Here is a 21,942-nt window from a genome sequence, read left to right as displayed (position 1 = left end):
CGCCTCGCCTACTCGAGGCGCTCCTTGGCGACCTCGATGCCGCGGAGCGCCTCCTCGGCGACCGCGAGGAAGTCGCTCGCGGTGATCATGCCCACGAGGGCCCCGTCTTCGGCGACCACCGGCAGCGAGTGGATGCCCGAGTCGAGCATCGTTCGCGCCGCCGTGTGGGCGTGGGTGGTAGCCCGCACGGACTTCACGGGCGTCTGCATCACCGCGCCCACCGGATCGGTGCGGTTCTTGTCACCCGCGAGCGCGTTCAGCAGGTCGCGATCGGAGACCAGCCCGACCAGGTGGTAGCGACCATCGACCACGGGGAGGTGGTGCACCCGCGCCGTCGCCATGACGTGCATGGCCTTGGCGATGGGCTCCCCCTCGCGGACGGAGAGGACGTCGGTGATCATCAGCTCGTCGACCTGGCGGTGGTGACGGTGCATGGCTTGCTCCTCGTGTCGGGTCATGGGCTCGCCCGGCGCAGGTGTCGCGCGGCGCGACAGAAGCAGAGCACAGCCGCTGGGGGCGTCAATCGGCGTGGAACAGCCGGCGCTCTTCCGCGTGCTCGCGCAGCAACGTGGCGGGCTTGAAGCGCTCGCCGAAACGCGCCTCGTACCCACGCAGGCGGCGAAGCAGCTCGACCGCTCCGAGCGTGTCCACGTAGCGGAAGGGGCCGCCGCGGAGGGCGGGGAAGCCGAGCCCGAGCACGGCGCCCACGTCGCCATCGCGTGCCGAGCGGAGGACCCCCTCTTCCAAACAGCGGACGGCCTCGTTCACGAGGGGGAGCGCGCAGCGCATCTGCACCTCTTCGGCCGCGAGGCGCTTGCTCGGCTCCACCCCGATGACCTCGTAAATAGTGGGATCTACATACTTTCCAGGCGTTCGGCCGGTGTACGAGTAGAACCCGAGGCCGCTCTTCCGTCCGAGCCGACCTCGCGCGACCAGACGCTCGAGCCCCGCCGGGGCGCGCATGCGATCGCCGTAGGCCGCGGCGGTGCGGGTCGCCACGCGAGCGCACACGTCGAGGCCGATCTCGTCGAGCAGCCGCAGCGGCCCCACCGGGAAGCCCCACGCCACCAGCGCCGCGTCGATGGCGTCGATGGCGACACCCTCGGCGAGCAGGTAGGCCGCCTCGTTCAGGTACGGCGTGAGCGTGCGGGTCGTGAAGAAGCCCGTGCCGTCTTGGACGACGATGACCGTCTTGCCCTGGCGTTTGCCGAGGGCCACGGCGGCCGCGATCGCGGGATCGCCGGTGCGCTCGCCACGGACGACCTCGAGCAGCGGCATGCGATGCACGGGGTGCGCGTAGTGCATCCCCACGACCCGCTCCGGGCGCGCCGCGCCCTCCGCGATACGGGTGATCGGCACGGACGAGGTGCAGGAACCGATCACGCAGCCAGGGCTCGCAGCCTCGATCTCGCGCACGACGCGGCGCTTCAGCTCGAGGTCCTCGAAGACCGCCTCGACGACGAGCCCGCAGCGACCGAGCCCCTCGTACCCGACCCCACCTTCCACGCGCGCGAGGATCCGCGCGGGCTCCGCGAGCGCGATGCGACCGCGGGCCGCCCACGTGTCGAGCAGCGACCGGATGTGGCGACGCGCCCCCGAGAGCGCCGCGCTGTCGAGATCGCTCAGCGTCACGTGGAGCCCAGCGAGCGCGCTCACGTAGCCGATGCCCGCGCCCATGACGCCCGCGCCCACCACGGCGACCTCGGCCGGCGCCTCGGCCGGCGCGGGGGCGCTCGGGCGGGCGCGTGGGTCGAGGCCGGTCTCCTTCTTCAGCGCCGTCGTCGCGAAGAAGAGCGTCATGAGCTGCTTGGCCACGTCGCCCACGACGAGCTCGCCGAAGGCCTGGGCCTCGAGCGCCCCGGACGCCTCGAACCCCTTGCGCGAGTGGCGCTCGAGCACGTCGACGATGCGCTCCGGCGCGGGATAGAGGCCGCGGGTCTTGGCGTGGAGGTCGGCGCGCGCCTTCGCGAACAGCACACGGGTACCGATCGCGTTTCGCTCGAGCAGAAGGGTGCGGAGGGCCTCTCCTGGGGTGGCGCGCGGGAGCCTCCGGCGCGGCCCGCGCTTGTCGCGGGCGAGGGTGAGGGCCCGCGCGACGGCGGTGGCGAGGAGGGCCTCCTCCGAGCAGACCTCGTCGATGAGCCCGAGCCGCAGGGCCTCTTCGGCGCTAACCGTGCGCCCGCTGAGCCCGAGGTCGAGAGCGCGCTCGAGCCCGGCGCGGTCGGCCAGGCGCTGGAGGCCGTTCGAGAACGGGAGGAGGCCGAGCTTCACCTCAGGCAGGCCAAAGCACGTGCGGGGATCGCGCGTGGCCACCACGGCGCGCGCCGCGAGGGCGAGCTCGAAGCCGCCGCCGAGCGCCGCTCCGTGGACCGCCACCACGACCGGGTGCCCGGTGGTGAGCTCGGCGAGCCGCCGGGCGAGCTCCAGGGCGAGATCGCGCGCCTCGGCCGCGACCCGCACGGCGCGGAGGTGCCCGATGTCGGCCCCGGCCACGAACGAGCCCGGCTTTCCGCTGCGGACCACGATGCCGAGCACGCTCGAGTCGTCGCGGAGCGCCCGCAGGGCCGTCGCGAGGTCGTCGCCCAGCTCGGGGCCCAGCACGTTCAGCGGGCGCGCGGGATCGTCGAGCGTGACGACCGCCACGTGGTCGTCGCGCACCGCCACCGACGCCTTCGGCGTGCGGCCCGCATCACCACCTGGGTCCGCCGCCACGGGGCCGCCCAGCCTCACCGGCGGCGCGCCACGGGTGGAGAGGTCGGCGGCATCATGCCGCGACTATCGCCACCCTAGCGCGTCGCGTCAACCTGCATGGCGACACCGCGCCTCCGGCCCGGGCCTTCGGCTCACGTGGCGGTTCGCGACCAGGTAGCGAAAATCACGAAACATTTCGACAATGTTAGGGCGCCGCCCGGACTCACGTGCGCGATAGGATAAAGTGTGTTAGGGGGGCACAACAGGGTGTGCGGCGAAGCGCGCCTTCCGGGAGCCCAACGGCGGGCCCCGGCCGCCCTCCTCGACAGGTGCACGATGCCCACGCTCTCGGAAGTACTCACGAACGAAGCCAAGAAGAGCCAAGTGATCAAAGACTGCTGCGAGCTCATCGACGCAGAGGTGAAGGACAAGAGCGGGATCTCCGGGCTCGCGATCAAGGCGGGCTTCAGCGCGGTGAAGGGTATCAAGCCGGGCTTCGTCGAGCACGCGGTCGAGGACCTCCTCCCCGAGTTCGCGCGAGTCCTCGACCCGCTCTTCCAGGACGCGAAGGGCGCGAGCCGCACGGCCCACGAGCACTTCTCCGCGCACTCCGGCAAGGTCGCCGACGCGCTCCTCCAAATCACCGACGCGAAGGCTACCCGCGCCAAGAACACGATCGCCAAAGGCGCCTACGAGAAGCTCCGCGGGACCGCGAAGAAGAACGTCGAGGCCGCCGCGCCGCGCCTCGGCAAGATGATCGACAAGTACACCTGAGCGCCGCCGCGCTTGACGCGCGCTCCGCATGAGGTTGACGAAGGGAGCCACTCCCCGATGATGATCGGGTGGCTCCCTTCGTTCGTCGTGGCCTGAGGCGCATCGTGGCTGGGGTCGCGTCGGTCGCCGCGCTCGCGACGTGCGCGCCCGCGAGCCCGCGCGGCGCCGGGCCCGCGCCCGCGGTCCCCGCTGCCCGGGGCGCGCCCCCCGCGTCGGGGCCGAGGACGATCACCTACGACGTCACGTACGACCCGGCGACGATGCGACTCACGGTGGACGCCCGCTTCCCCCCCGGGACGGGCTTGCTGGCCGTCGAGCCCGGCGCGGAGCGGTGGCTGCAGGGACTGGTCGTGCCGGCGGGCGAGGCGGGCGCGGTGCATGCGCGCGCCGACGGCCGCGTCGCGGTGGAGTGCGCGGGAGGCTGTGGGGTGCGGTACGGCTATGCCGTCGGCGAGGCGGGCCGCGCGCTCCGAGATCTCGACGTCGCCTACACCGCCGGCGCCACGGTCATCGCGCCCGCCTCGAGCTGGTTGCTCGCGCCCGTCGGCGCCCCCGAGGACACGAGTGCACTCTACACAGTTCGCGCCCGGGCGCCGGCGACGTTCGTGTCCGGCCTGGCGCCCGATCCCGGCGGCGAGCGACGGAGCGCGACCCTCGCCCATTTGCGCCGCGCCCCGTACTCGGCCTTCGGTGAGCTCGACGTCGTCCCCGTGCGCGCGGAGGACACGGAGCTCACGCTCGCGCTGCCCCGCGGCGCGCCCGCGCCGCCGCGCGCGGATCTCGTCGCCTGGGTGGAGCGCAGCGCACGCGCCGTGCGAGCCGCGCTCGGGGTCTTCCCCGCGCGCCACGCGGCGCTCCTCGTGTTGCCCGTCCCGGGCGACGACGTGGAGGTCGGCTTCTCGATGGCAGGCTCGTCGATCGTGCTCCGCGTGGGCCGCGACACCCCGCGGTCGGCGCTCGAACGAGACTGGGTCCTCACCCACGAGATGCTCCACTTCGCGTGCCCCTCGCAGCCCGTCGCGCGCGACTGGGCCGAGGAGGGCATGGCCACCTACGTCGAGCCGTTCGCGCGCGCGCGCGCCGGGCTCATCACCAGGGAGGAGGCGTGGTCGGGCCTCGTGCGCGGCTTCCACTTCGGCCAACCGCAGGCGGGCGACGAGGGGCTCGACCTCACGCGCACCTGGGGCCGCGTCTACTGGGGAGGGGCCCTGTTCTACTTTGTCGCGGACTACACGCTCCGAGTCCGCACCGCCGGGAAGAAGACGTTGTTCGACGCGCTGGCGGCGATCGTCGCCGACGGCGGGACCAACGCCGCCACCTGGCCGCTCGAGCGGGTCTTCGCGATCGGTGACGCGGCGACCGGCGCGACCGTGCTGAACGAGCTGCTCCTCGCGCACGGCGCGCGGCCCACGCGCTTCGACTACGAGGCGGCCCTCGCCGACCTGGGCGTGCAGCGCCGAGGCGAGGTCGTGGTGCTCGACCCACGCGCGCCCCGCGCGGCCCTGGCGCGCGCCTGGTAGCGCCCAATTCGAAGAGACCGTCCCCTCCCCGCGAGGCTTCCCCGCGGGCGCGACCCGCGTAGACTCCGCTCGCCTTGCCCGCCCTCGCGCCCCAACGCACGCGCCCCCGGCCGCGCCCCCGCCCGCCCTCGCCTCGCGACGCGCGCGCGCGCGCCGGCGTGCTCGCGCTCGCGGTCGCGGCGACCCTCGCGCCGGTCGTGGCCGCGGCAGACGGCCCACCCAGCGGGCCCGACCCTACGAAACGCACCTCGACCCTCGGCTGGCTTCGCCTCGGTGGCGCGGAGGGGTGCGTCGCCACGCAGCCCCTCGCCCGCGCGGTGGAGGAGCGTCTCGGCCGCACCGTCTTCGTCTCGCCGGCCGATGCGGACGTCTCGGTAGAGGGGCGTATCGAACGAAAAGGACAGGGTTTTTCGGCGACGATCTTGCTCCGCGACGCCGAGGGTAGGGCGCTCGGCACCCGTACGCTCGATCGGGTGGAGCCTCGGTGCGAGGCGCTGACCGAGTCCCTCGTGCTCATCATCGCGGTGATGATCGATCCGGACGCCGCGCTCGCCCCCGCGGGCAAGGCGTCCGCCTCCGCGTCGTCTTCGGCGCCGCCCAGCGGCTCGGCCACGCCACCCCCGTCGGCGCCCGCGAGCTCGACCGCGCCGCCCGCCGCGCCCTCGATCCCTCCGCCGCCTACACCCGCTCGGCCCTCGGAGCCCGCCGTGCGCGTGGAGGGAGGCCTCGGAGGGCGGCTCGCCCTCGGGGTCGTGCCTGGCGTGGGGGGCGTGGGGGTCGGGGCCTCGGCCTTCGGCGTCCTCGTGCCGCGCGGGTTCCCTGGCCTCCAGGTGCGGGCCGCGTTCCTGTTCCCGCAGAGCAGCGCCGCGGCGCCGGGGAAGAGCGGCGCGGAGTCGGCCGAGGTCTCTTTCGCCCACGCGAGCCTCGGGAGCGCGCTCTGCCCGCTCGCCCACGAGACCGGGCGGCTGTTCCTCACGGCGTGCGTCGAGGGCGAGCTCGGCCTCCTGCTCGCGCGCCCGTCGGGGCTCCCGCGCGCGGTGAACGAGGCCCGACCGACGCTGGCCGGCGGCGCGAGCTTCGGGCTCTCCGTCCGCCTCGTGGGCCCGCTCACGCTGCGCGCGGGGGCCCTCGGCCTCGTCCCGCTGCTCCGCGACTCGTTCCGCATTTCTTTGCCAAGTGGCGAAGACTACGAGGTTTTTCGCCAGTCACCGGTGACCGGCGCGCTCGACCTGGGGCTCGGTCTCCGATTTCCCTAATAATCGCGGACGCGGCCCTCCACTCACTGGGAGTCCGCTCGATCCCCGCAAGAGAGACCCCTGTGCAGGCCGCCGCCACGCTCCCCGATCCGCTCCCCGATCCGGTCCAGGATCCGCTTCAGGATCCGCGGGGCGCCCCGCTCGACGTGGCGACGGTGTTCCGCGAGCACCTCCCGTTCGTGTTCCGCGCGCTCCGGCGGCTGGGGGTCGCGGAGGGCGACATCGACGACGTGTGTCAGGAGGTCTTCGTGGTGGTCATGCGCAAGCTCGCGGAGTTCGAGGGCCGCTCCCAGCTACGCACGTGGATCTACGGAATCTGCGTGCGGAGCGCCTCCGACTACCGCAAGCGGGCGCCGCGGCGCCGCGAGGTGCTGACCGACGAGGTCCCCGAGGGCGTCACCGGCAAGGGGCCGCACGAGTACGCGACCGAGGCCGAGGCCCGCGATCTGCTGGACCGCCTGCTCGCCGAGCTCGACGACGACAAGCGCGCGGTGTTCGTGCTCTACGAAATCGAGGAGCTGACGATGGCCGAGGTGGCGCTCGCCCTCGAGTGCCCGCTCCAGACCGCGTACTCGCGGCTCCACGCCGCGCGGAGGCGGGTGCAAGAGCGCGCGACGGAGCTCGCCGCCGCCGAAGGGCTCGCACCGAAGGAAGGACGGCGCCCGTGACCGACGATCCCATTCGCTTGCGGGACGAGGGCTCGGACTTCTTGAAGAAGGCCCTCGCCTCGGCGCGCGCCGAGGTCCCCGACGCCGCGCGCGCCGCCGCGCTGGAGGCCCGGATTCTGCCGCTGATGTTGCCGCCTCCGACGCCTCCGACGCCTCCGACACCTCCGACACCTCCGACGCCCCCGGGGGCAGCGGGGGCCGGCGGCGTTTCTGGGGGCCTCGTCGTCGCGAAGGGCCTGGTCTCCTTGAAGGCGGCGGTCGGGATCGCGGCGCTGGCGCTCGCGGGGAGCGCGGCCATCGCCGTCACGCGCCCCAGCGGCCCGTCGCTCCCCGCGGCCCCGGCCCCGAGCGTCGTCTTGGTTTCCGCGCGCGCGCCCGCGCCTGCGACTCCAAGCGCGCTCGTGCCGCTCGTGCCGCTCGTGCCGCTCGACGTGGGGCCAAGCGCGCCCGCGCCCGCGCCCAGCGCGCACCCCTCACCCGTGGTCCCTCGGTCGAGCGCCAGCGTCGACGATCTCGCGGCCGAGGCCGCCCTGCTGCGGGCCGCGCAAGACGGCCTCCGGGGTGATCCGAGCGCGGCCCTCGCCCGAGCGAGCGAGCACGCGCGGCGCTTCCCGCGCGGGGCCCTGACCCAGGAGCGCGAGGCCATCGCGATCGAGGCCCTCGTCAAGCTCGGCCGCGGCGGGGAGGCGCGCGCGCGGGCCGAGCGGTTCGCGAAGACCTTCCCGGGCTCGACCCACCAGCGGCGCCTCGACGCGCTCGTGGGTCGCTGAGTCAAAGAGCTCGAACTCAGGACGCATTTCGGCTGTCGATGCGATCGACTCCCCCCCCCCCGCCGCGGCCCCCCCCCCCCCCCCCCCCCCCCGCCCCCCCCCCCCGGCCCCCCCCCCCCCCCCCCCCCCCCCCCCCCGGCCCCCCCCCCCCCCCCCCGCCCCCCCCCCCCCCCCCCCCCCCCCCCTCCCCCCCCCCCCCCCCCCCCCCCCCCCCCCCCCCCGGGCCCCGCCCCCCGCCCCCCCACCCCCCCCCCCCGGGGCAGCGCGAGCCGAGGAACCACTGCTCGCGGAACCACGAGGGCATGCCGAGGGTCTCGGCGGGCAGCTCGGCCTGGCGCTCGAGCCCGTCGAGCTCCCCGGCGAGCCCAAGGCGCGCGGCGATCGACGCGATGAGCGCTCGCTCGTCCGCGGAGTAGTCGCCGTCGATCCGCGCGAGGAAGATGAGGTCCCGCACGATCGCCACGCGGGTGCGGCGGGAGAGCGTGGCCGAGTGCGCCAGCGCAGGCTCGAGGGCCGCTCGGTGCTCTCGCGTGGCCGTCGAGAGATCGAGCGGCACGCCGAGCAGGTGCGCCTGCTCCTCGATGAATCCTCGCTCGCGCTCGTGCAGCACCTCGTCGGCCATGGCCACCGCGCGCAACGTGGCGAGGTAGGCCCGCGCGTCGAACGCGCCGTCGCCCGCGTGCCGAGGCTCGTCCGTCTCGCGCCGGCCCGGCGCCCGGGAGAGCGCCGCCTCGTCGGCCTCACGGAGCGCCTCCCCGTCGCGGGGCGCCGCGCAGAGCACCGAGATGATGGGCTCGCCGCCAAACTCGATCGACGCGTGGGTGTCCCGCGCGCGAACCTCCACGCCGCCCTCCGCGGGCATCGGGACGCTCGCGTCGAACCGCGCCTCCCACCCGCTCGCCTCGAGACGCCGGAGCCACGACGCCGTGCTCTCGTGCCGCTCGGTCCTGCGGCCCTCGGGGCGCCCGAGCATGTCGACGATCTCGCGCCCGAAGAAGCAGACCTTCAGCGCGTTCTTGTCGCGGTCCTGCACGGGCAGGGCGTCGATGGCGGCGAAGACCACCTCGAAGTGGCTGAAACACAAGCAGAATCGGGTGTAGAAGTCGCGCTCGTGGCTGTGCAGGTTGGGCTCGCTCAAGACGAGCAGACGCGGGCCGAGCCACCGCAGGCGGCGCAGCACGTCGTCGCGCACGTCGCGGCCGTCGAGATCCGCCACGTGGTGGAGGGCGAACGAAGCGTTGATGACCGGCGGGCTCGGGCAGAGCGCGCGCATGCGGCGCCAGTCGCTCGCCGTGAGGGACTCGGCGGCCCCTTCGAAGGCGTGGAACGTCACCGCGACACCCGCGCGCCCGCCGCCTCCGCGACGCTCCGCCCCGCCTCCGAGAGGGCCGCGCCGGCCGGCTCCACCCCGAGGATCGTGAGGGAGGGTGGCGCCGCGAGGCCGGCCGGCGAGGCCGCCCCGAGCGCCTCGATGAGCGTGACGAGCTGCCGCCCCGAGCCGACGCCGACGTCGATCACCGTCGGCGAGGGGTCGCCTAGGCAGGCCCGGGCGAGCAGCGTGTTCGACAGCGACGTCGCGAGCCCGACGAGCGGCAGCGACGTCACGAGGAGCTGGAACAGGTGGATCTGCGGCACCTCGAACTGCTCGAGGTAGAGGCCCGCGCGACGCTCGGTCGCGGGCGACAGGCGACGCGCGAGGGCCGCGCCGAAGACATAGAGCAGCACCGCGCGCGGATCCGCGTCGTCGCCCACGTCGTCGAGCAGGCCCGCCAGCTCGCGGTCCGCCCCGGCCTCGTCGTGGGCGATCCGTTGGGCGATTCGGTGCAGTTGGTCGACACGAGCTTGGTGCAAGAGTCCTCCGAGCGAGGCGCGGAGGGTAGCAGCGGACCCACGCGCGGAGCACGCCTCCGCCGTCCGAACGCGAGCCAAACAAAAAAGTGCACGCCCCTCATAACGGGCCCGCCCTACCGCCACCCACCCTCCGAGCGACGAGCAGCGTGAACGATTGCGCGCGCGCGGGGCGCGACGCGCGGCACGGGTCGCGACGCGGAGGTGAGCATGAACCCCAGCGGCTCCCAGACGCCCGTCACCCACGCGGCCGGTACCTCGGGGCAGACCCCTACCAAGCAGCGCCTGGCCTTCAAGAGCCTCACGCTCTTCGCCACGCGCGAGGACGCCGCGGCCGATCGCGGCGGCTATGCGGTGTACGACCTCGGCGCGAAGCCCGTCGAGGCGGGCGTCGGCCAGGGGGAGGACACGGTCATCACCAAGCTGCCCATCCGCTCGCTCCGGGCCGGGCATTACGCCGCGGCGCGCGTGCGCGTGGCCTACGTGCGGTACGCCGTGCGCTCCACCCCTGCACTCGCTCGGCTACGCGGTGCCCGGCGAGTACGAGAACGTCCAGGTGCTCGCCAGCGACACTCTGCTCGACGGCCAGCTGCGCCAGAGGGGCTACTACCGCTACACGTTCCGCTCCCCCCTGACCGCCCCGGTGAGCGTCGAGGGGACCGACGCGCCCGTCCCGCTCACCACCGGGCTCGGGGGGATCTCTCTGGAGACCGGGGCCGACGGGTTGACCTACCTCGTGCCGGTCGACCTCACGATCGACACGGCGGTGTCATACGACCTGCACGCGATCTACGAGGTCAACACCCACGAGAGCTTCCGCTGGCGGGATGAGGCGGCGCCCGGCTACGCCGCCGGCGTCTACGACACCACGCCCACCTCGTTCGAGCCGGTGGTCAGCTTCGGGGCGAACAGCGCGCGGCTCTACTGGGAGCAGTGAGCGAGCGCGGCGTGGGTCGCGCCCGAAGAGAGCGGGCTCGCGTTCACGTGTGAGGTGCCGTAGACCTCGGGAATGCCCGGGGTCGCTCGCCTCGTCGTCGCGTTGACCTTCGCCCTCTCCGCGCTCGGCTTCGCCGTGAGCGGCTGCGGCTCCAACGTGGACCTAGGCGGCTTCCGGTCCGCCGACGCCGGCCCCGACGCCCCGGACGCCTCGACCGACTGAGCGCTCGACGCCCCGCCCCGCACGCCGGGGCGCCCGCGTACGGGCCCTGCGCGCCGCGCGGCCGCAGCCGCCCGGACATCCTGTAGGATGTCGGCCCGGCGGATGCTCTTCAACAGCTTCTTGTTCCTCTACTTTTTTCTGACGGTGTTCGCCCTCCGCTGGGCGCTACCGCAGCGCTTCGTCGGGCCGTTCCTCCTCGCGGCCAGCTACGCGTTCTACCTCTCGTGGGGGCTGAAGTACGGCGGGCTCATCCTCGGGATGACCCTCTTCACGTACGTGGCCGCCGGCCGCATCAAGAGCGCGCCGGACGCCGCCACCAAGAAGCGACGCCTCCTCGGCACGGTGGTGCTGCTGCTCTTGCCGCTCGTGTTCTTCAAGTACACCGACTTCCTCCTTGGCACGGTGGGCTCGAAGACTCGCCTCGAGATGGCGCTGCCGCTCGGCATTTCGTTCTTCACGTTCGAGATGCTGAGCTACGTGATCGATCTCTATCGGGGTGGCCCAGAGGCCAAGAGCGTCACCGAGTTCTTCCTGTACATTGCCTACTTCCCGCACCTCGTGGCCGGCCCGATCGTGCGCGCGGACGAGCTCTTGCCGGAGCTCGGGCGGGAGCACACCTTCGACTCCGAGAAGGTGTCCGAGGGCGCCTTCATCGCCCTGTTCGGCCTGGCGAAGAAGGTCGTCATCGCCGACAACCTGGGCGCCTTCGCGAACGCCGTCTTCGGCGCGCCCGACAAGCAGACAGGCCCGTATCTCTGGCTGGGCGTGCTGGCCTACACAGGTCAGATCTTCTGTGATTTCTCGGGATACACCGACATCGCGCGGGGCGGGTCGCTCATGCTCGGCTACGAGCTCCCCGACAACTTCGACTACCCGTACGCGAGCGCGAACATCGCCGAGTTCTGGCGCCGCTGGCACATGACCCTCTCGCGCTGGCTTCGCGACTATCTCTACATCTCGCTCGGGGGCAATCGCGGGGGCGCGCTCCGCACCTATCGGAACCTGTTCCTCACGATGCTGCTCGGCGGCCTGTGGCACGGCCCGCGGTGGACGTTCGTGGTGTGGGGCGGCTACCACGGGGCGCTCCTCGCGCTCCACAAGCTCTACGCCGACCGCACCGCGAAGGTGCCGGCGCTCGCCGCGCTTCGCAGATCCCTGCCCTACCGGGCGGTGGCCGTCGCCGTCACACTCCTCCAGGTGGTCGTAGGGTGGGTGTTCTTTCGAGCGGAGACCTTCGAGAAGGCCTGGACCGTGCTCCGCGGGATGGCGCTCGCGCGCGGCCCGGTGCCCACCTACGCCACCCTCCCCGACGACGCGAAGCTCACGCTCGGCCTCCTCGGCCTGCTCGTGGTCATTCATGTCTTCGGGGTGCACAAGGCGGGACTCCGCGCGCACCGCTGGCTGCCCGCGCCCGCGCGCGGCCTCGTGTGGGCCGCCCTCGCCTACGTGTGCTTCTTCTTCGCCACGAGCTCGCCGCTCTTCATCTATTTCAACTTCTGAGCGCACCCAGTGAGCCGCACAGACGACGCTGCGATAGCCCGCCCCGACACGCCCGCGCCCCTCCCCCCCGTGCACGACAGACCGCGCCCCGCGCGCCTCGCCGCGGCCAGGGCCTGGGCTCGGCGGCGCGTGGGGCTCATCGCCGTGTGGGCCGTGGCAGCCCTCGCGCTGGTCGACTACACGACGCGCTGCGCGCGGGTCATCACCCGCGACGACCCCGCCGAGCTCCAGGTGCTCGCGCTCGCCGGCGGGATCCCGCACGGCACGAGCTATCCCCTCTACGTGTGGCTCGTGCGGCTCTTCGTGAAGCTGCCGCTCGGGCCCATCGCCCTGCGCTTCAACCTGTTCTCGTCGCTGTGCGGGGCCCTCACGCTGTGCGCGCTCGGCGCGCTCGTGGCCGTCGTCGCGCGGCGCGACGGGGCGCGCGGGTGGTTCGCGGGCGCGTTCGCGGCGGGCGTGTTCGCGGTGGGTCACAGCTTCACCCAGGTGTCGATCTTCACCGGGATGTACACCCTCCACACCCTCATGGCCTTCGGGGGCTCTTCTTCTTCGCGCGCTGGATCGTGGGGCGAGACGGCCAGCGCCAGGGACGCGACGTGCAGATCGCGCTCGGCATTTTTGGCGCGATGTTGGCCAATCACGTCATGACCGTCGCCCTCTATCCGGGGGTGCTCGCGCTGCTCCTCTGGACCGGATACCGCGACAAGACGCAGCGATGGGCCATCGCCAAGGGCGTCGCGTGGGGCGCCGTCGCGGTGCTCACGCTCGACATCTTTCTCTATTATCTCCTCTGGCGAAACCACGTCCGCTACGACCACTGGGCGAGCATCTTGGCGGCGCCCAAGTTCTTCGACGTGCGCCCCGACCAGGCGCGCTCCTTCTGGTACTCGTGGTGGTACGAGGTGACGTGTCGTCAGTTCCGGTTCGACGTGACCGGCGCGACGTGGGGGCAGCGGGCCGCGCAGCTCGGCCTCATCTTTCCTCGCCTCTCGTGCGAGCTCTCCCCGGTGGTGGTCGCCCTCGCCATCGCCGGGGTGGGGCGGCTGTACATGCACGATCGCCGGCTCTGGTCCCTGTTGGCGCTCGTCATCTTCATGCACATCTATTTGGCGACGGGCTACACGGCGACCCTGAAGACTCATATCTATCTGCTCCCCGTCACCGGGCTCACCGCCTGCCTCGCGGGGTATGGTGTGCTCCCGCTCTTCGCGTTCGCGCGCGCGAAGCTCGGACTCCGTCGGCACGCGAGCCCAGCCTTCTTCGCCGCCGTCGCGCTCCTCGGGCTCGCCGCCCTCCCGCACCCCGTGAGCCGCAACCTCTTCGAGCGGTTGGCGCGGCACCACCCGAACGCGGGCACGCTCCTCCCCTTGCTCGGTGAGCGCCCCGATGAGCGCGAGGAATGGGAGAACCTCGCGGAGGCGCGGCTCACGGTCAGCGCGTTGCCTCCGCGCGCCCTGGTGTTCGCCGGGTGGTCCATCGCCTACGCCATCCAGTACGTCGGCCGCTTCGAGCGAGGCACGCACGAGCTCGAGGTGTACGAGCCGATGCCGTACGGCGTGGGCCGTTGGGAGTTCCCCATCGACTACGTCGAGCGCATCACGGACCCGAACCGCACGATACCTGTCTACTTTCAAGGCCAGAGCCAGCCGCCTGCGATACCCGGCTTCGTGCCCGTGCGCCGCACCCCCCAGCTCGTGGAGATGGTGAAGCAGCTTTGAAGCCGATGCGCATCCTCACCGTCACGCACTACATGCCTCCCCACCTGGGCGGCATCGAGATGGTCGCGGACGCGCTCGTCCGCGGCCTCGCGGCGCGCGGCCACGACACCCGCTGGGTCGCCTCGGCGGTGCCCGCGCGCCCAGGCTGGGACGGCTCGCGACTCCGCGTGCCCGCGTGGAACGCGCTCGAGGCGCGGGCCGGGCTGCCCTATCCGCTCTGGGCCGCCCGCGGGCTGCGCGACCTCGATAGGCAAGTCACCCTCGCCGACGTGGTGCACGTGCACGACTGCCTCTACATGGGCTCGGCCGCCGCCGTCGCCTCGGCCAGGCGCCTGGGAAAGCCGGTGTTGCTCACCCAGCACATCGGGATGGTGCCGTATGGACCGGTGCTCGATCGCGTCGAGCGGCTCGCCTACGCGACGCTCGGGCGCGCCGTGCTCGCAGGCGCCGACAAGCTCGTCGCGTGCGCCCCGCACGTGCCCGCGTTCTTCGCGGAGCTCGGCGTCGCGAGGCCGTTCGAGCTCATCCGCAACGGAATCGACGCCGAGCGCTTCGTGGGGGCGAGCCGCGAACGCCGCGCCGCCCTCCGCGCGCGCTACGACCTCGCCGACCGCGCGTGGTCCTCTTCTCCGGGGCGCCTGGTCGCGAAGAAGGGGTCGACAAGGTGGCCACCCTCCAGCGGACCCTCGCGGCCGACACGCCGGGGTCGGAGCTCTTCGTGGCCGGCGATGGCCCCCTGGCGCACCTGCTCCACGGCTCCCCGCGCACGCGCCGGCTGGGCGTCGTGTCGCCCGCCCAGATGCCGGAGCTCTACGCGCTCGCCGACCTGATGGTGCTTCCGTCGCACGGCGAGGGGCTGCCGCTCGGCGTGCAGGAGGCCATGCTCTCAGGAGCGAGCGTCGTCGTGTCGGACGACCCCGCGTTCCGCGACGGCCTCACCGGGATGCCGGGCGTGCGCTTCGCCCGGACCGCGGAGGAGCTGCTCGCCGCGAGCCGGCTCACGCTCGCGTCGCCCACGCCGCGCGCGTGGGTTCGCGAGGCCGCGGCGGCGCGCTGGGGCCTCGAGCCCTTCCTGGACGCGTACGAGCGCGCTCGCGTCGCTCCTGAAGGAATGAGTACTCGAAACCCGTGTCGAATATGGCGACTGAATAGAGCGATTGATTATTGCGACTAAATAGAGGAGCTAAATAGAGGGTCTGATTGTGCCGCCTGCTCGTGGCGACTGGGGCCTCAGTCCCGGGTCGCGTCGGGCGAGGCGTCACCGCCGTCGACCGAGGCGTCACCGCCGTCGACCGAGGCGTCGCCAGCGTCGACCGAGGCGTCGGGAGAGCTACCGTCGAGCCCGGGGGAAGCGTCGGATAGCGGCGGGGTCGAGGCGTCTCGCGGCAGAGCGGCCTCGCCATCGCCAAAGTTGCCGCCCGCGGAGGGCGCGCCCGTGGGCTCGGCCGCGATGCGATCGTCGTCGCCCGGCGGCAGCGGCTGCGGATTCAAGCTGCACGCGACGGTCGCACCCAGGAGGGCGCCGGCCGACGCGAGCGCGAGCGCGAGCCCGACGGCGGCCCGGGCGGGCAGACGAGGACGTCGGCGGTGGCGAGGACATCGTCCTCCGATGCGCGTGCGAGGTGCGCGGGTTCGGCATGGGAGACCTGAGGAGAATAGCGCGCCCGAGGCTCGGACGCATGGGACCTCTAGCAAGGTCTGCGCCCAGCGGCTCCCGGGCAAATCGAGGGGATCGCGCCCATGTGCCAGAGGAGGTCGTTCGGAGCCGGCACTTGGTGGCACACGATCCTTGCTACACTGCCCGGGTGGGCCCTGTTGTGCGAGTCGAGGCGGTGGAGCAAGCGCGTACGCGACGGCGACAGCGAGGGCCGCCGCACTGTGCTCGCCGAAGTCTCGTTCTCCATCGAACGCGGTGGACTCGTGATCCTCCGCGGCCCGAGCGGCTCCGGGCAAGACGACGCTCCTCGCGGTGGTGGGCGGCATGCTCTCCCCGACCTCCGGCGAGGTGTACCTCGACGGCGAGCCCACCTCCCGGCTCCGCGAGGCACACCGGGCGGAGGTGCGACGGCGCAAGGTGGGGTTCTTGTTCCAAGACCTCCAGCTCATCGACGCCCTCACCGCGCTCGAGAACGTGCTGCTCCCCGAGGTGCCGCTCCACGCCGTCACGCGGGCTCGGGAGGATCGCGCCATGGGGCTCCTGCGGCGCTTTGGGGTCGATCACCTCGCCGCCACCCCCGCGCGCTCGCTGTCGGGCGGCGAGCGGCAGCGCGTGGGCTCGCCCGCGCCTGCTCTTCGATCCCGCCTCGTGCTCGACGAGCCCACCGCCCACCTGGACGACGCCCGGACGCGGATCCGGGGACGAGCTCGTCGCCATGAAGGCCGAAGGCCGCGCCATCCTCGTCGCCAGCCACGACACGCGCGTCGCCTCGCACCCCGCGGTCACTCGGGTCCTCGTGCTGGCCGATGGCGCCTTGACACCTGAAGCGGACACGCCGGTCGGTGGGAGGAAGACCTCGTGAGGAACCTCGCGAGCCCCTAGGGCGAACGATGGTCTATGGCGGCCGCGAGCCGAAGGCGAGGTGTCGCCATGAACACGCAAGCGAGCCACCGGCGAGCGGCGTGCCGGCCGCCCGACCAGGAGGAAGGCGAACACGCAAGCGAGCCACCGGCGAGCGGCGTGCCTATGCCGCCCGACCGAAGGGAGGAAGGCATGAACACGCAAGCGAGCCACCGGCGAGCGGCGTGCCTATGCCGCCCGACCGAAGGGAGGAAGGCATGAACACGCAAGCGAGCCACCGGCGAGCGGCGTGCCTATGCCGCGCGAGCGGCGTGCTTATGCCGCCCGACCGAAGGGAGGAAGGCATGAACACGCAAGCGAGCCACCGGCGAGCGGCGCCTATGCCGCCCGACCGAAGGGAGGAAGGCATGAACACGCAAGCGAGCCACCGGCGGGCGGCGTGCCTATGCCGCCCGACCGAAGGGGAGGAAGGCATGAACACGCAAGCGAGCCACTGGCGAGCGGCGTGCCTAGCCGCCCGACAGGGAGGAAGGCATGAACACGCAAGCGAGCCACCGGCGAGCGGCGTGCGTCGCCCGACCGAAGGGAGGAAGGCATGAACACGCAAGAGCCACCGGCGAGCGGCGTGCCTATGCCGGGGGGGAAAACTTCGTTCTCCCAAGCAGCCCCCCGGCGAGCTTCCCGACCGAAGGGAGGAAGGCATGAACCTGCTCGAGCCCTGGGTGGCGCTGCGACTGGCCGCCGGCCTCGTCTCGGGCGTCTTGCTTTTGCGTGCATCTTCAGGACTCCGGTGCTCCGCCATTTCGGCTGGCGCGCGCCACCGAGGGGCAGCTCTTGCTCGAGCGGCGCGTCGAGCTCGCCGGCACGTTCGTGCGCGTGGGCGCCTTCGTGCAGGTCGCGTGTGTGGCGTTCTCGGCCCTCGCCGCCGACCGCCTGAGCCTCGGCATCCGCGGCGCCATGTGCGGGTACGGCGTCTTCCAGGCGAGCCCCTGGGGCTTCCTCGCTGCTCGCCGACGCGGGCCTGGCGCTCGTCGCGGGGCTCGTGGTGCAGGTCTTCGCGTTCGACGCGCGGATGCGCACCTTCGAGCTCGCGCGGCCGCTCGCGCTCTTCATGGTCGGCCTCGGGCCGCTCGCGCTGCTCGATCTCGCGCTCTCGACGCGCTTTCTGCTCGATCTCGACCTCACCGTCGTCGCGTCCTGCTGCTCGGTGAGCCTCGACGGGCTCGAAGCGGGCGGCGCGGGCGGGCACGCGCCGACGGGCCGCGCGCCGCGACGACCCTCGCCGCGCTCGTCGCGATCGTCGCCACGCTCGCGGTGGGCGCCCTCGCCGCCCGCCGCCCGAGCCGCGGGCGGGCCGTCCTCGCGGGGCGCTCTCCGCTCGCCGCCCTGCCCTTCGCGGTCGGGGCCGCGATGCTCGAGGTCGCGCCGCACGCCTTCGAGGTGCCGCAGCACGTCTGCCCGTTCTGCCTGCTCAAGCCCGAGGTGCTCGCCCTGGGGTACCCGCTGTTCGGCGCCATGTTCGTGGGGGCCACGTGGGCGGGCGGCGCGGCCCTCGGCGCGGCGCTCGCGCGCAGCGAGACGGCCCGCGCGACCTTCGCGGGGTTCGCGCGCGAGGCCTCCGCGCCGCCTCGTACGCGTGGCTCGCCGTGCTAGTGGTCGGCGCGGCGCCGATCGTGCGCTATGCGGTCGTCTCGAACTTCACGCCCCTCTTCCCATGAAGCACCCGTCTCACTCACACACGCACTTGCACTCGACGCCGCGCGCGCCGTTCACCCGCCGCCGGGCCCTCGGCGCGCTCCTCGCCGTCGCGCTCGCGGCGAGCGGCTGCAAGAAGGACGCGACCACCGCGCCGGCAGCCGCCCCCCCCGGCCGCTGCGCCCACTGCGGCATGAAGCTCACGCCCGGCAGCGCCTGGCTGACCGAGCTCGTGGCCGCCGACGGGTCCAAGAGGTCGTTCGACACGCCTCGCTGCGCCCTCACCGCGCGCCTCGCGGGTGGCGGCGCCAAGGTGCGCGTCCAAGACTTCTACGACCGGACGTGGCGCGACGCCGGCGACGTGCTCTTCGTCGTCGGGAGCGACGTCCTTGGGCCCATGGGCCCCGATCTCGTCCCCGTCGACACGGCCAGGGCCCCTAAATTCCTGAAGGATCACGAGGGCGAACGCGCGCTCAAGCTCGACGAGATCACCAAACCCGTCCTCGAGGGTCTCAAGTAGCGCATGTCGGAGCCGGTCCCGCCTCTCCCGCCGCCCCCTGCCCGCGCCTCCTCCGGCGGATCCTCGAGCTCGTGTACGGCGTCGACGGCGTGGTCGAGGCGCGCGTGTGGGAGTGGGAAGCGGGCGTCGCGGTGGGCGTGCGGCCCAGCGCGAGCTCGTCGGCGACCGAGCTGCTGGCGCGCGTGGAGGCGCAGGTGCTCGTGGTGCGGCAGCCCGGCGAGGCGTGGAGCTTCGGCGTGCTCGACGACTGAGGCCGCGGCGGCCCCGCGGGCGCTCAGCGCGGGCCCGCGTCCGCCAGATCGACCCGCACGGTCGCGAGCGCCGCCTGGTCGATCTCGACCTTGTGCTTCTTCTTGAGCTCCGGGGCACGGCCTGCTCGCGGTCGCGGATCTTGTCCTGCGCGAGCTTCACCCGGATGACCCGCTCGGCCTCCGCGAACGTGCGGTCGCGCGCGTCGAGCTTCTGGGAGAGCCGCACGACCCAGTACTTCCCGGTGGCCTTGATCACCTTCGGGAGCACCTGCCCGACGCCCTCGATCTGGAAGGCCGCGGCGCGCACCTCCTCCGGCACGCGCGCGTTCTCTCCGCGGGCGTCCCCGGGCGGGCTCACGATGCCAAAGTCGCCCGCGAGGTCGACCGGTACGCTCGCCCGCGCCTGCAGGTCGGTCGATCGCTGGCGCACCACCTCGCCCCACGCGGCGGCGGTGGTCGCCGCGCGCGCTGCGTCGAGCGCGACCTTCGCGGCGGTCGTCTTTGGTGACGATGCACGAGACCCGCCGGCGCTCCGGATCGTGGTAGTCGGCCTTGTGGGCGTCGAAGTACGCGCGCACTTCGCCCTCCGGGATATCGGCCGGCGACGGGGAGCCCTTCCGCGCGTCCGCCAGCATCGCCTCGCGGAGAACGGCGCGGAGCTCCGCCTGCGCGACGGGGTCCTTGTCGTAGCCCTTCTGGGTCGCCTCTTGAGCGAGGAGCTCGACGCGGATCATCTCCTCGAGCAGCTCCTTGCGGCGCTCGGGGGCGCGGTAGCGGAGGCGATCGAACTGATCCATGTGCTCGAGCGCCGCGAGGTAATCGCCGAGCGTGATGGTGCGGTCGCCCACCTTCGCGAGCACCTTGGCGGAGAGCTCGGGGGTGAGCTGCTCCGTCGTGGCGTGCTGCTCCCCCGCATCGACTTGGGGCGCCGGGCCGCCACCCTTGCACCCGTCGCACCCCGCGGTGAAGCCCAGCGCAGCCACCAGGACGAGCGGTCCCAGCGTTCCTGCGAGGGTGGATCGGCCGGGCGGACGCATGCGCGTGAAGACTTACCACCGACCCCACGCCTCGTGCCACGCTCGATTGCGGAGCGCTTCCGGCCCGAGTAGAACGCGACCCATGAGCTCCGACGACCGCCAGGCCGACTTCACCGTCTCACCGCCCGCGATTCACCCCGGGCTCCGCTACAAGCGCATCCTCCTCAAGCTGAGCGGCGAAGCGCTCGGGGGCGCGCAGGGTGGCCTCGACCCGACGTGCTCCGCGAGACCGCTTCCGAGCTCGCGGGGGTCTACAGGCTCGGCGTGCAGGTGGGCATCGTGGTCGGCGGCGGCAACATCTTCCGAGGCCTGAAGGGCGCGGCCGCGGGCATGGATCGCACGCAGAGCGATTACATGGGCATGCTCGCCACCGTCATGAACGCGCTCGCGCTGCAAGACGGCCTCGAGAAAGTCGGCGTCCCGACGCGCGTGCAGACCGCCATCGAGATCCGCCAAATGGCCGAGCCCTACATTCGCCGGCGCGCGATGCGGCACCTCGAGAAGGGCCGCTTCGTGATTTTCGCTGCGGGCACGGGCAACCCGTTCTTCTCGACCGACACGGCCGCCGCCCTCCGCGCGATGGAGATTGGCGCCGAGGGGTGTTCAAGGCCACCAAGGTCGAGGGCGTCTACGACCGCGATCCTGTGAAATTCCCCGACGCGCGCATGGTGTCGACCATGAGCTACGACCGCTTCATCTCCGAGCGCATCGGCGTGATGGACTCCACGGCCGCGACGATGTGCCGCGACAACGGTATGCCCATCCGCGTGTTCAAGCTGGCGCCCGGGAACATCACCCGCGCCGTCATGGGCGAGGCGATCGGCACCACCGTCGGCGGCTCGTCGGCCTGAGCAAGCCTGGGCGAACCTGACGCGCGCCGCTCACTGGAGCAGCGCGCCGTGCTGGAGCGCGGGCGACGGCGCGGGCCCGCAGGCGGCGCAGGCGTCCCGGGCGTCGGGGGTGAGGTCTTGGCGGGCGCAGCGACCGCGGGCTTCGGCTTCATGGCGAGTGGCTTGTCCCCCACACGTGCGGGCGCCTCCGCGGGTGCGGCGGCGGCCGGTGGTGCGGCAGCCGGTGGCGCGGCAGCGGCCCCCACCGCGGCGGTCGGTGGTGGCGTGGCCGGCGGTGGCGTGGCCGGCGGCACGGCGGCGCGGCGGCGGCCGAGGTGCGCGGCGCACCCAGGAGGCCATCGTGGTGGAGCACCACGGGCAAGCCCACGAGGAACGAGGCGGTCAGCGACGCGCCGAACGCGAGGGCGCGCTGCGCGACGGTGAACCGGGGCGCGAGGCCGGCGAGCGGCGCGGCGCCGGTCGGCGCGCCCGCCACGCGGGTGCTGCCGTGGGTCGAGCGCCCGTCGGACTCGGGCCCGCCCAGCGAGGCCAGGAGCGTGTCGGTGCCGGGCGCGCCACCGCTCCCTCTCGATCCGGCGCTCGGCGGCGCCCTCCGTTGCTCCCCGCGTTCTCGCTCATGCTCCCCTCCTAGTCTAGCGCAGCAGCGAGCACCCGGTAAGCGGAGGGCACGCCACCGTGGACGAGCCTTCACTGTGCCCGGGCCGGGCGCCCGCTTTTCGTGCGGGCGGGCAAGCGACAGCCTGGCACCAGGCTTGCTGGACCGCCTGCCATGGCCCCTCCCCGCGCCTCCCGGCCTCGCCACCACCCGACCGTGCTCGCGCGCGCCCTCGCCCTCACGTCGGTGGCGGTCGTCGTGCTGCCGGGCTGTCTCCGCGGCGACGCGCTCAAGCTCGCCACCATCGCCGCGGTGGTCGCCGTGAAGACCGTGCAGCTCGTCGCCGCCTCCTCACGGCAGGAGGGTCGCGGGAAGGTCTCGAGCGGGAGCGGCGGCTACAGCGGGCGGGCCGGCGGTCCCTGCGGCGTCTGCCGGGAGCCCGACAACGGCTACGCGGTGTGCTTCGTCTCGACGTGCGAGATCCGCTGCATCGATGGCTACGTGCTCGTGGGCGACCGCTGCGAGTCGGCCTCGCGCTCCGGGTGGGAGGCGCCCGACGGCTGACGTGTCG

General features: G+C 73.1%; 22 protein-coding genes and 2 pseudogenes. 18 read left to right on the top strand and 6 right to left on the bottom strand.

Annotated features, from left to right (window positions below):
- Nucleotides 1-8 precede the first annotated feature (8 nt).
- Complete coding sequence (locus tag IPQ09_16330) at nt 9-434, bottom strand: CBS domain-containing protein (protein ID MBL0195759.1); 426 nt, start codon at nt 432-434, stop codon at nt 9-11.
- Between the two features lie 85 nt (nt 435-519).
- Complete coding sequence (locus tag IPQ09_16325) at nt 520-2,724, bottom strand: enoyl-CoA hydratase/isomerase family protein (protein MBL0195758.1); 2,205 nt, start codon at nt 2,722-2,724, stop codon at nt 520-522.
- Between the two features lie 303 nt (nt 2,725-3,027).
- Here IPQ09_16325 and IPQ09_16320 point away from each other — a divergent pair, with 303 nt between their 5' ends.
- The 5 genes from IPQ09_16320 (at nt 3,028) to IPQ09_16300 (ending at nt 7,679) form a co-directional block, all read left to right on the top strand.
- Entirely contained in the window at nt 3,028-3,465 is a 438-nt protein-coding gene (locus IPQ09_16320) for a hypothetical protein (protein MBL0195757.1), read from the top strand.
- Nucleotides 3,466-3,569: 104 nt separating this feature from the next.
- Nucleotides 3,570-4,985, top strand: a complete 1,416-nt coding sequence (locus IPQ09_16315) for a hypothetical protein (GenBank protein MBL0195756.1) — start codon at nt 3,570-3,572, stop codon at nt 4,983-4,985.
- Between the two features lie 74 nt (nt 4,986-5,059).
- Entirely contained in the window at nt 5,060-6,241 is a 1,182-nt protein-coding gene (locus tag IPQ09_16310) for a hypothetical protein (protein ID MBL0195755.1), read from the top strand.
- Nucleotides 6,242-6,303: 62 nt separating this feature from the next.
- Nucleotides 6,304-6,909: a sigma-70 family RNA polymerase sigma factor gene (locus IPQ09_16305; GenBank protein MBL0195754.1), complete on the top strand. Its 606-nt coding sequence runs from the start codon at nt 6,304-6,306 to the stop codon at nt 6,907-6,909.
- Nucleotides 6,906-7,679 (top strand): hypothetical protein, encoded by a 774-nt coding sequence (locus IPQ09_16300; GenBank protein ID MBL0195753.1) that lies wholly within the window; start codon nt 6,906-6,908, stop codon nt 7,677-7,679. Before IPQ09_16305 ends, IPQ09_16300 begins: the two co-directional genes overlap by 4 nt.
- Before the next feature lie 16 nt (nt 7,680-7,695).
- Here IPQ09_16300 and IPQ09_16295 read toward each other — a convergent pair whose 3' ends face one another.
- Nucleotides 7,696-9,012, bottom strand: a complete 1,317-nt coding sequence (locus IPQ09_16295) for a hypothetical protein (GenBank protein MBL0195752.1) — start codon at nt 9,010-9,012, stop codon at nt 7,696-7,698.
- On the bottom strand, nt 9,009-9,530 hold the full coding sequence (locus IPQ09_16290; GenBank protein MBL0195751.1) for a hypothetical protein: 522 nt from the start codon (nt 9,528-9,530) through the stop codon (nt 9,009-9,011). Before IPQ09_16290 ends, IPQ09_16295 begins: the two co-directional genes overlap by 4 nt.
- 526 nt (nt 9,531-10,056) lie before the next feature.
- On the opposite strand from IPQ09_16290, the gene IPQ09_16285 reads away from it, so the two are divergent.
- The 7 genes from IPQ09_16285 to IPQ09_16255 all read left to right on the top strand — a co-directional run bounded on the left by IPQ09_16285 (nt 10,057) and on the right by IPQ09_16255 (nt 15,078).
- Nucleotides 10,057-10,464, top strand: coding sequence for a hypothetical protein (locus tag IPQ09_16285; GenBank protein ID MBL0195750.1), 408 nt, complete (start codon nt 10,057-10,059; stop codon nt 10,462-10,464).
- A 72-nt stretch (nt 10,465-10,536) separates the two neighbouring features.
- Entirely contained in the window at nt 10,537-10,686 is a 150-nt protein-coding gene (locus tag IPQ09_16280) for a hypothetical protein (GenBank protein MBL0195749.1), read from the top strand.
- Between the two features lie 102 nt (nt 10,687-10,788).
- The gene (locus tag IPQ09_16275; GenBank protein MBL0195748.1) at nt 10,789-12,186 is read left to right on the top strand and encodes an MBOAT family protein; all 1,398 of its coding nucleotides are present in this window, start codon (nt 10,789-10,791) and stop codon (nt 12,184-12,186) included.
- A 69-nt stretch (nt 12,187-12,255) separates the two neighbouring features.
- Nucleotides 12,256-12,834 carry a DUF2723 domain-containing protein gene (locus IPQ09_16270; protein MBL0195747.1) on the top strand — a complete coding sequence of 193 codons (579 nt, stop codon included), beginning with the start codon at nt 12,256-12,258 and terminating at the stop codon, nt 12,832-12,834.
- Complete coding sequence (locus IPQ09_16265; protein ID MBL0195746.1) at nt 12,783-13,904, top strand: hypothetical protein; 1,122 nt, start codon at nt 12,783-12,785, stop codon at nt 13,902-13,904. Before IPQ09_16270 ends, IPQ09_16265 begins: the two co-directional genes overlap by 52 nt.
- Before the next feature lie 5 nt (nt 13,905-13,909).
- Nucleotides 13,910-14,734, top strand: coding sequence for a glycosyltransferase family 4 protein (locus tag IPQ09_16260; GenBank protein ID MBL0195745.1), 825 nt, complete (start codon nt 13,910-13,912; stop codon nt 14,732-14,734).
- Nucleotides 14,704-15,078: a glycosyltransferase family 4 protein gene (locus IPQ09_16255; GenBank protein MBL0195744.1), complete on the top strand. Its 375-nt coding sequence runs from the start codon at nt 14,704-14,706 to the stop codon at nt 15,076-15,078. Before IPQ09_16260 ends, IPQ09_16255 begins: the two co-directional genes overlap by 31 nt.
- A 56-nt stretch (nt 15,079-15,134) precedes the next feature.
- Here the strand turns inward: IPQ09_16255 and IPQ09_16250 are convergent, their stop codons facing one another.
- The gene (locus IPQ09_16250) at nt 15,135-15,395 is read right to left on the bottom strand and encodes a hypothetical protein (GenBank protein ID MBL0195743.1); all 261 of its coding nucleotides are present in this window, start codon (nt 15,393-15,395) and stop codon (nt 15,135-15,137) included.
- A gap of 490 nt (nt 15,396-15,885) precedes the next feature.
- Between IPQ09_16250 and IPQ09_16245 the strand changes: the two genes are divergently transcribed.
- The 4 genes from IPQ09_16245 (at nt 15,886) to IPQ09_16230 (ending at nt 18,888) form a co-directional block, all read left to right on the top strand.
- Entirely contained in the window at nt 15,886-16,386 is a 501-nt protein-coding gene (locus IPQ09_16245; GenBank protein MBL0195742.1) for an ATP-binding cassette domain-containing protein, read from the top strand.
- An 807-nt stretch (nt 16,387-17,193) separates the two neighbouring features.
- A complete protein-coding gene (locus IPQ09_16240; protein ID MBL0195741.1) occupies nt 17,194-18,075 on the top strand; it encodes a hypothetical protein in 882 nt (293 codons plus the stop codon).
- 61 nt (nt 18,076-18,136) lie between these two features.
- Nucleotides 18,137-18,637 carry a nitrous oxide reductase accessory protein NosL gene (locus tag IPQ09_16235; protein MBL0195740.1) on the top strand — a complete coding sequence of 167 codons (501 nt, stop codon included), beginning with the start codon at nt 18,137-18,139 and terminating at the stop codon, nt 18,635-18,637.
- Nucleotides 18,638-18,708: 71 nt separating this feature from the next.
- Nucleotides 18,709-18,888: a hypothetical protein gene (locus IPQ09_16230; GenBank protein MBL0195739.1), complete on the top strand. Its 180-nt coding sequence runs from the start codon at nt 18,709-18,711 to the stop codon at nt 18,886-18,888.
- A gap of 172 nt (nt 18,889-19,060) precedes the next feature.
- Here IPQ09_16230 and IPQ09_16225 read toward each other — a convergent pair.
- Nucleotides 19,061-19,483, bottom strand: a pseudogene (locus IPQ09_16225) (peptidyl-prolyl cis-trans isomerase).
- Between the two features lie 524 nt (nt 19,484-20,007).
- On the opposite strand from IPQ09_16225, the pseudogene IPQ09_16220 reads away from it, so the two are divergent.
- A pseudogene (locus IPQ09_16220) lies at nt 20,008-20,776 on the top strand (UMP kinase).
- Nucleotides 20,777-21,545: 769 nt separating this feature from the next.
- The gene (locus IPQ09_16215) at nt 21,546-21,935 is read left to right on the top strand and encodes a hypothetical protein (GenBank protein MBL0195738.1); all 390 of its coding nucleotides are present in this window, start codon (nt 21,546-21,548) and stop codon (nt 21,933-21,935) included.
- Nucleotides 21,936-21,942: the final 7 nt, after the last annotated feature.

This window comes from Myxococcales bacterium (genome assembly GCA_016720545.1).
In the GTDB taxonomy this organism is placed as follows: Bacteria; Myxococcota_A; Polyangia; order Polyangiales; family Polyangiaceae; genus JAAFHV01.
Note: the sequence above shows the minus strand (reverse complement) of the source record. Positions and strands in the feature narration are given on the sequence as shown.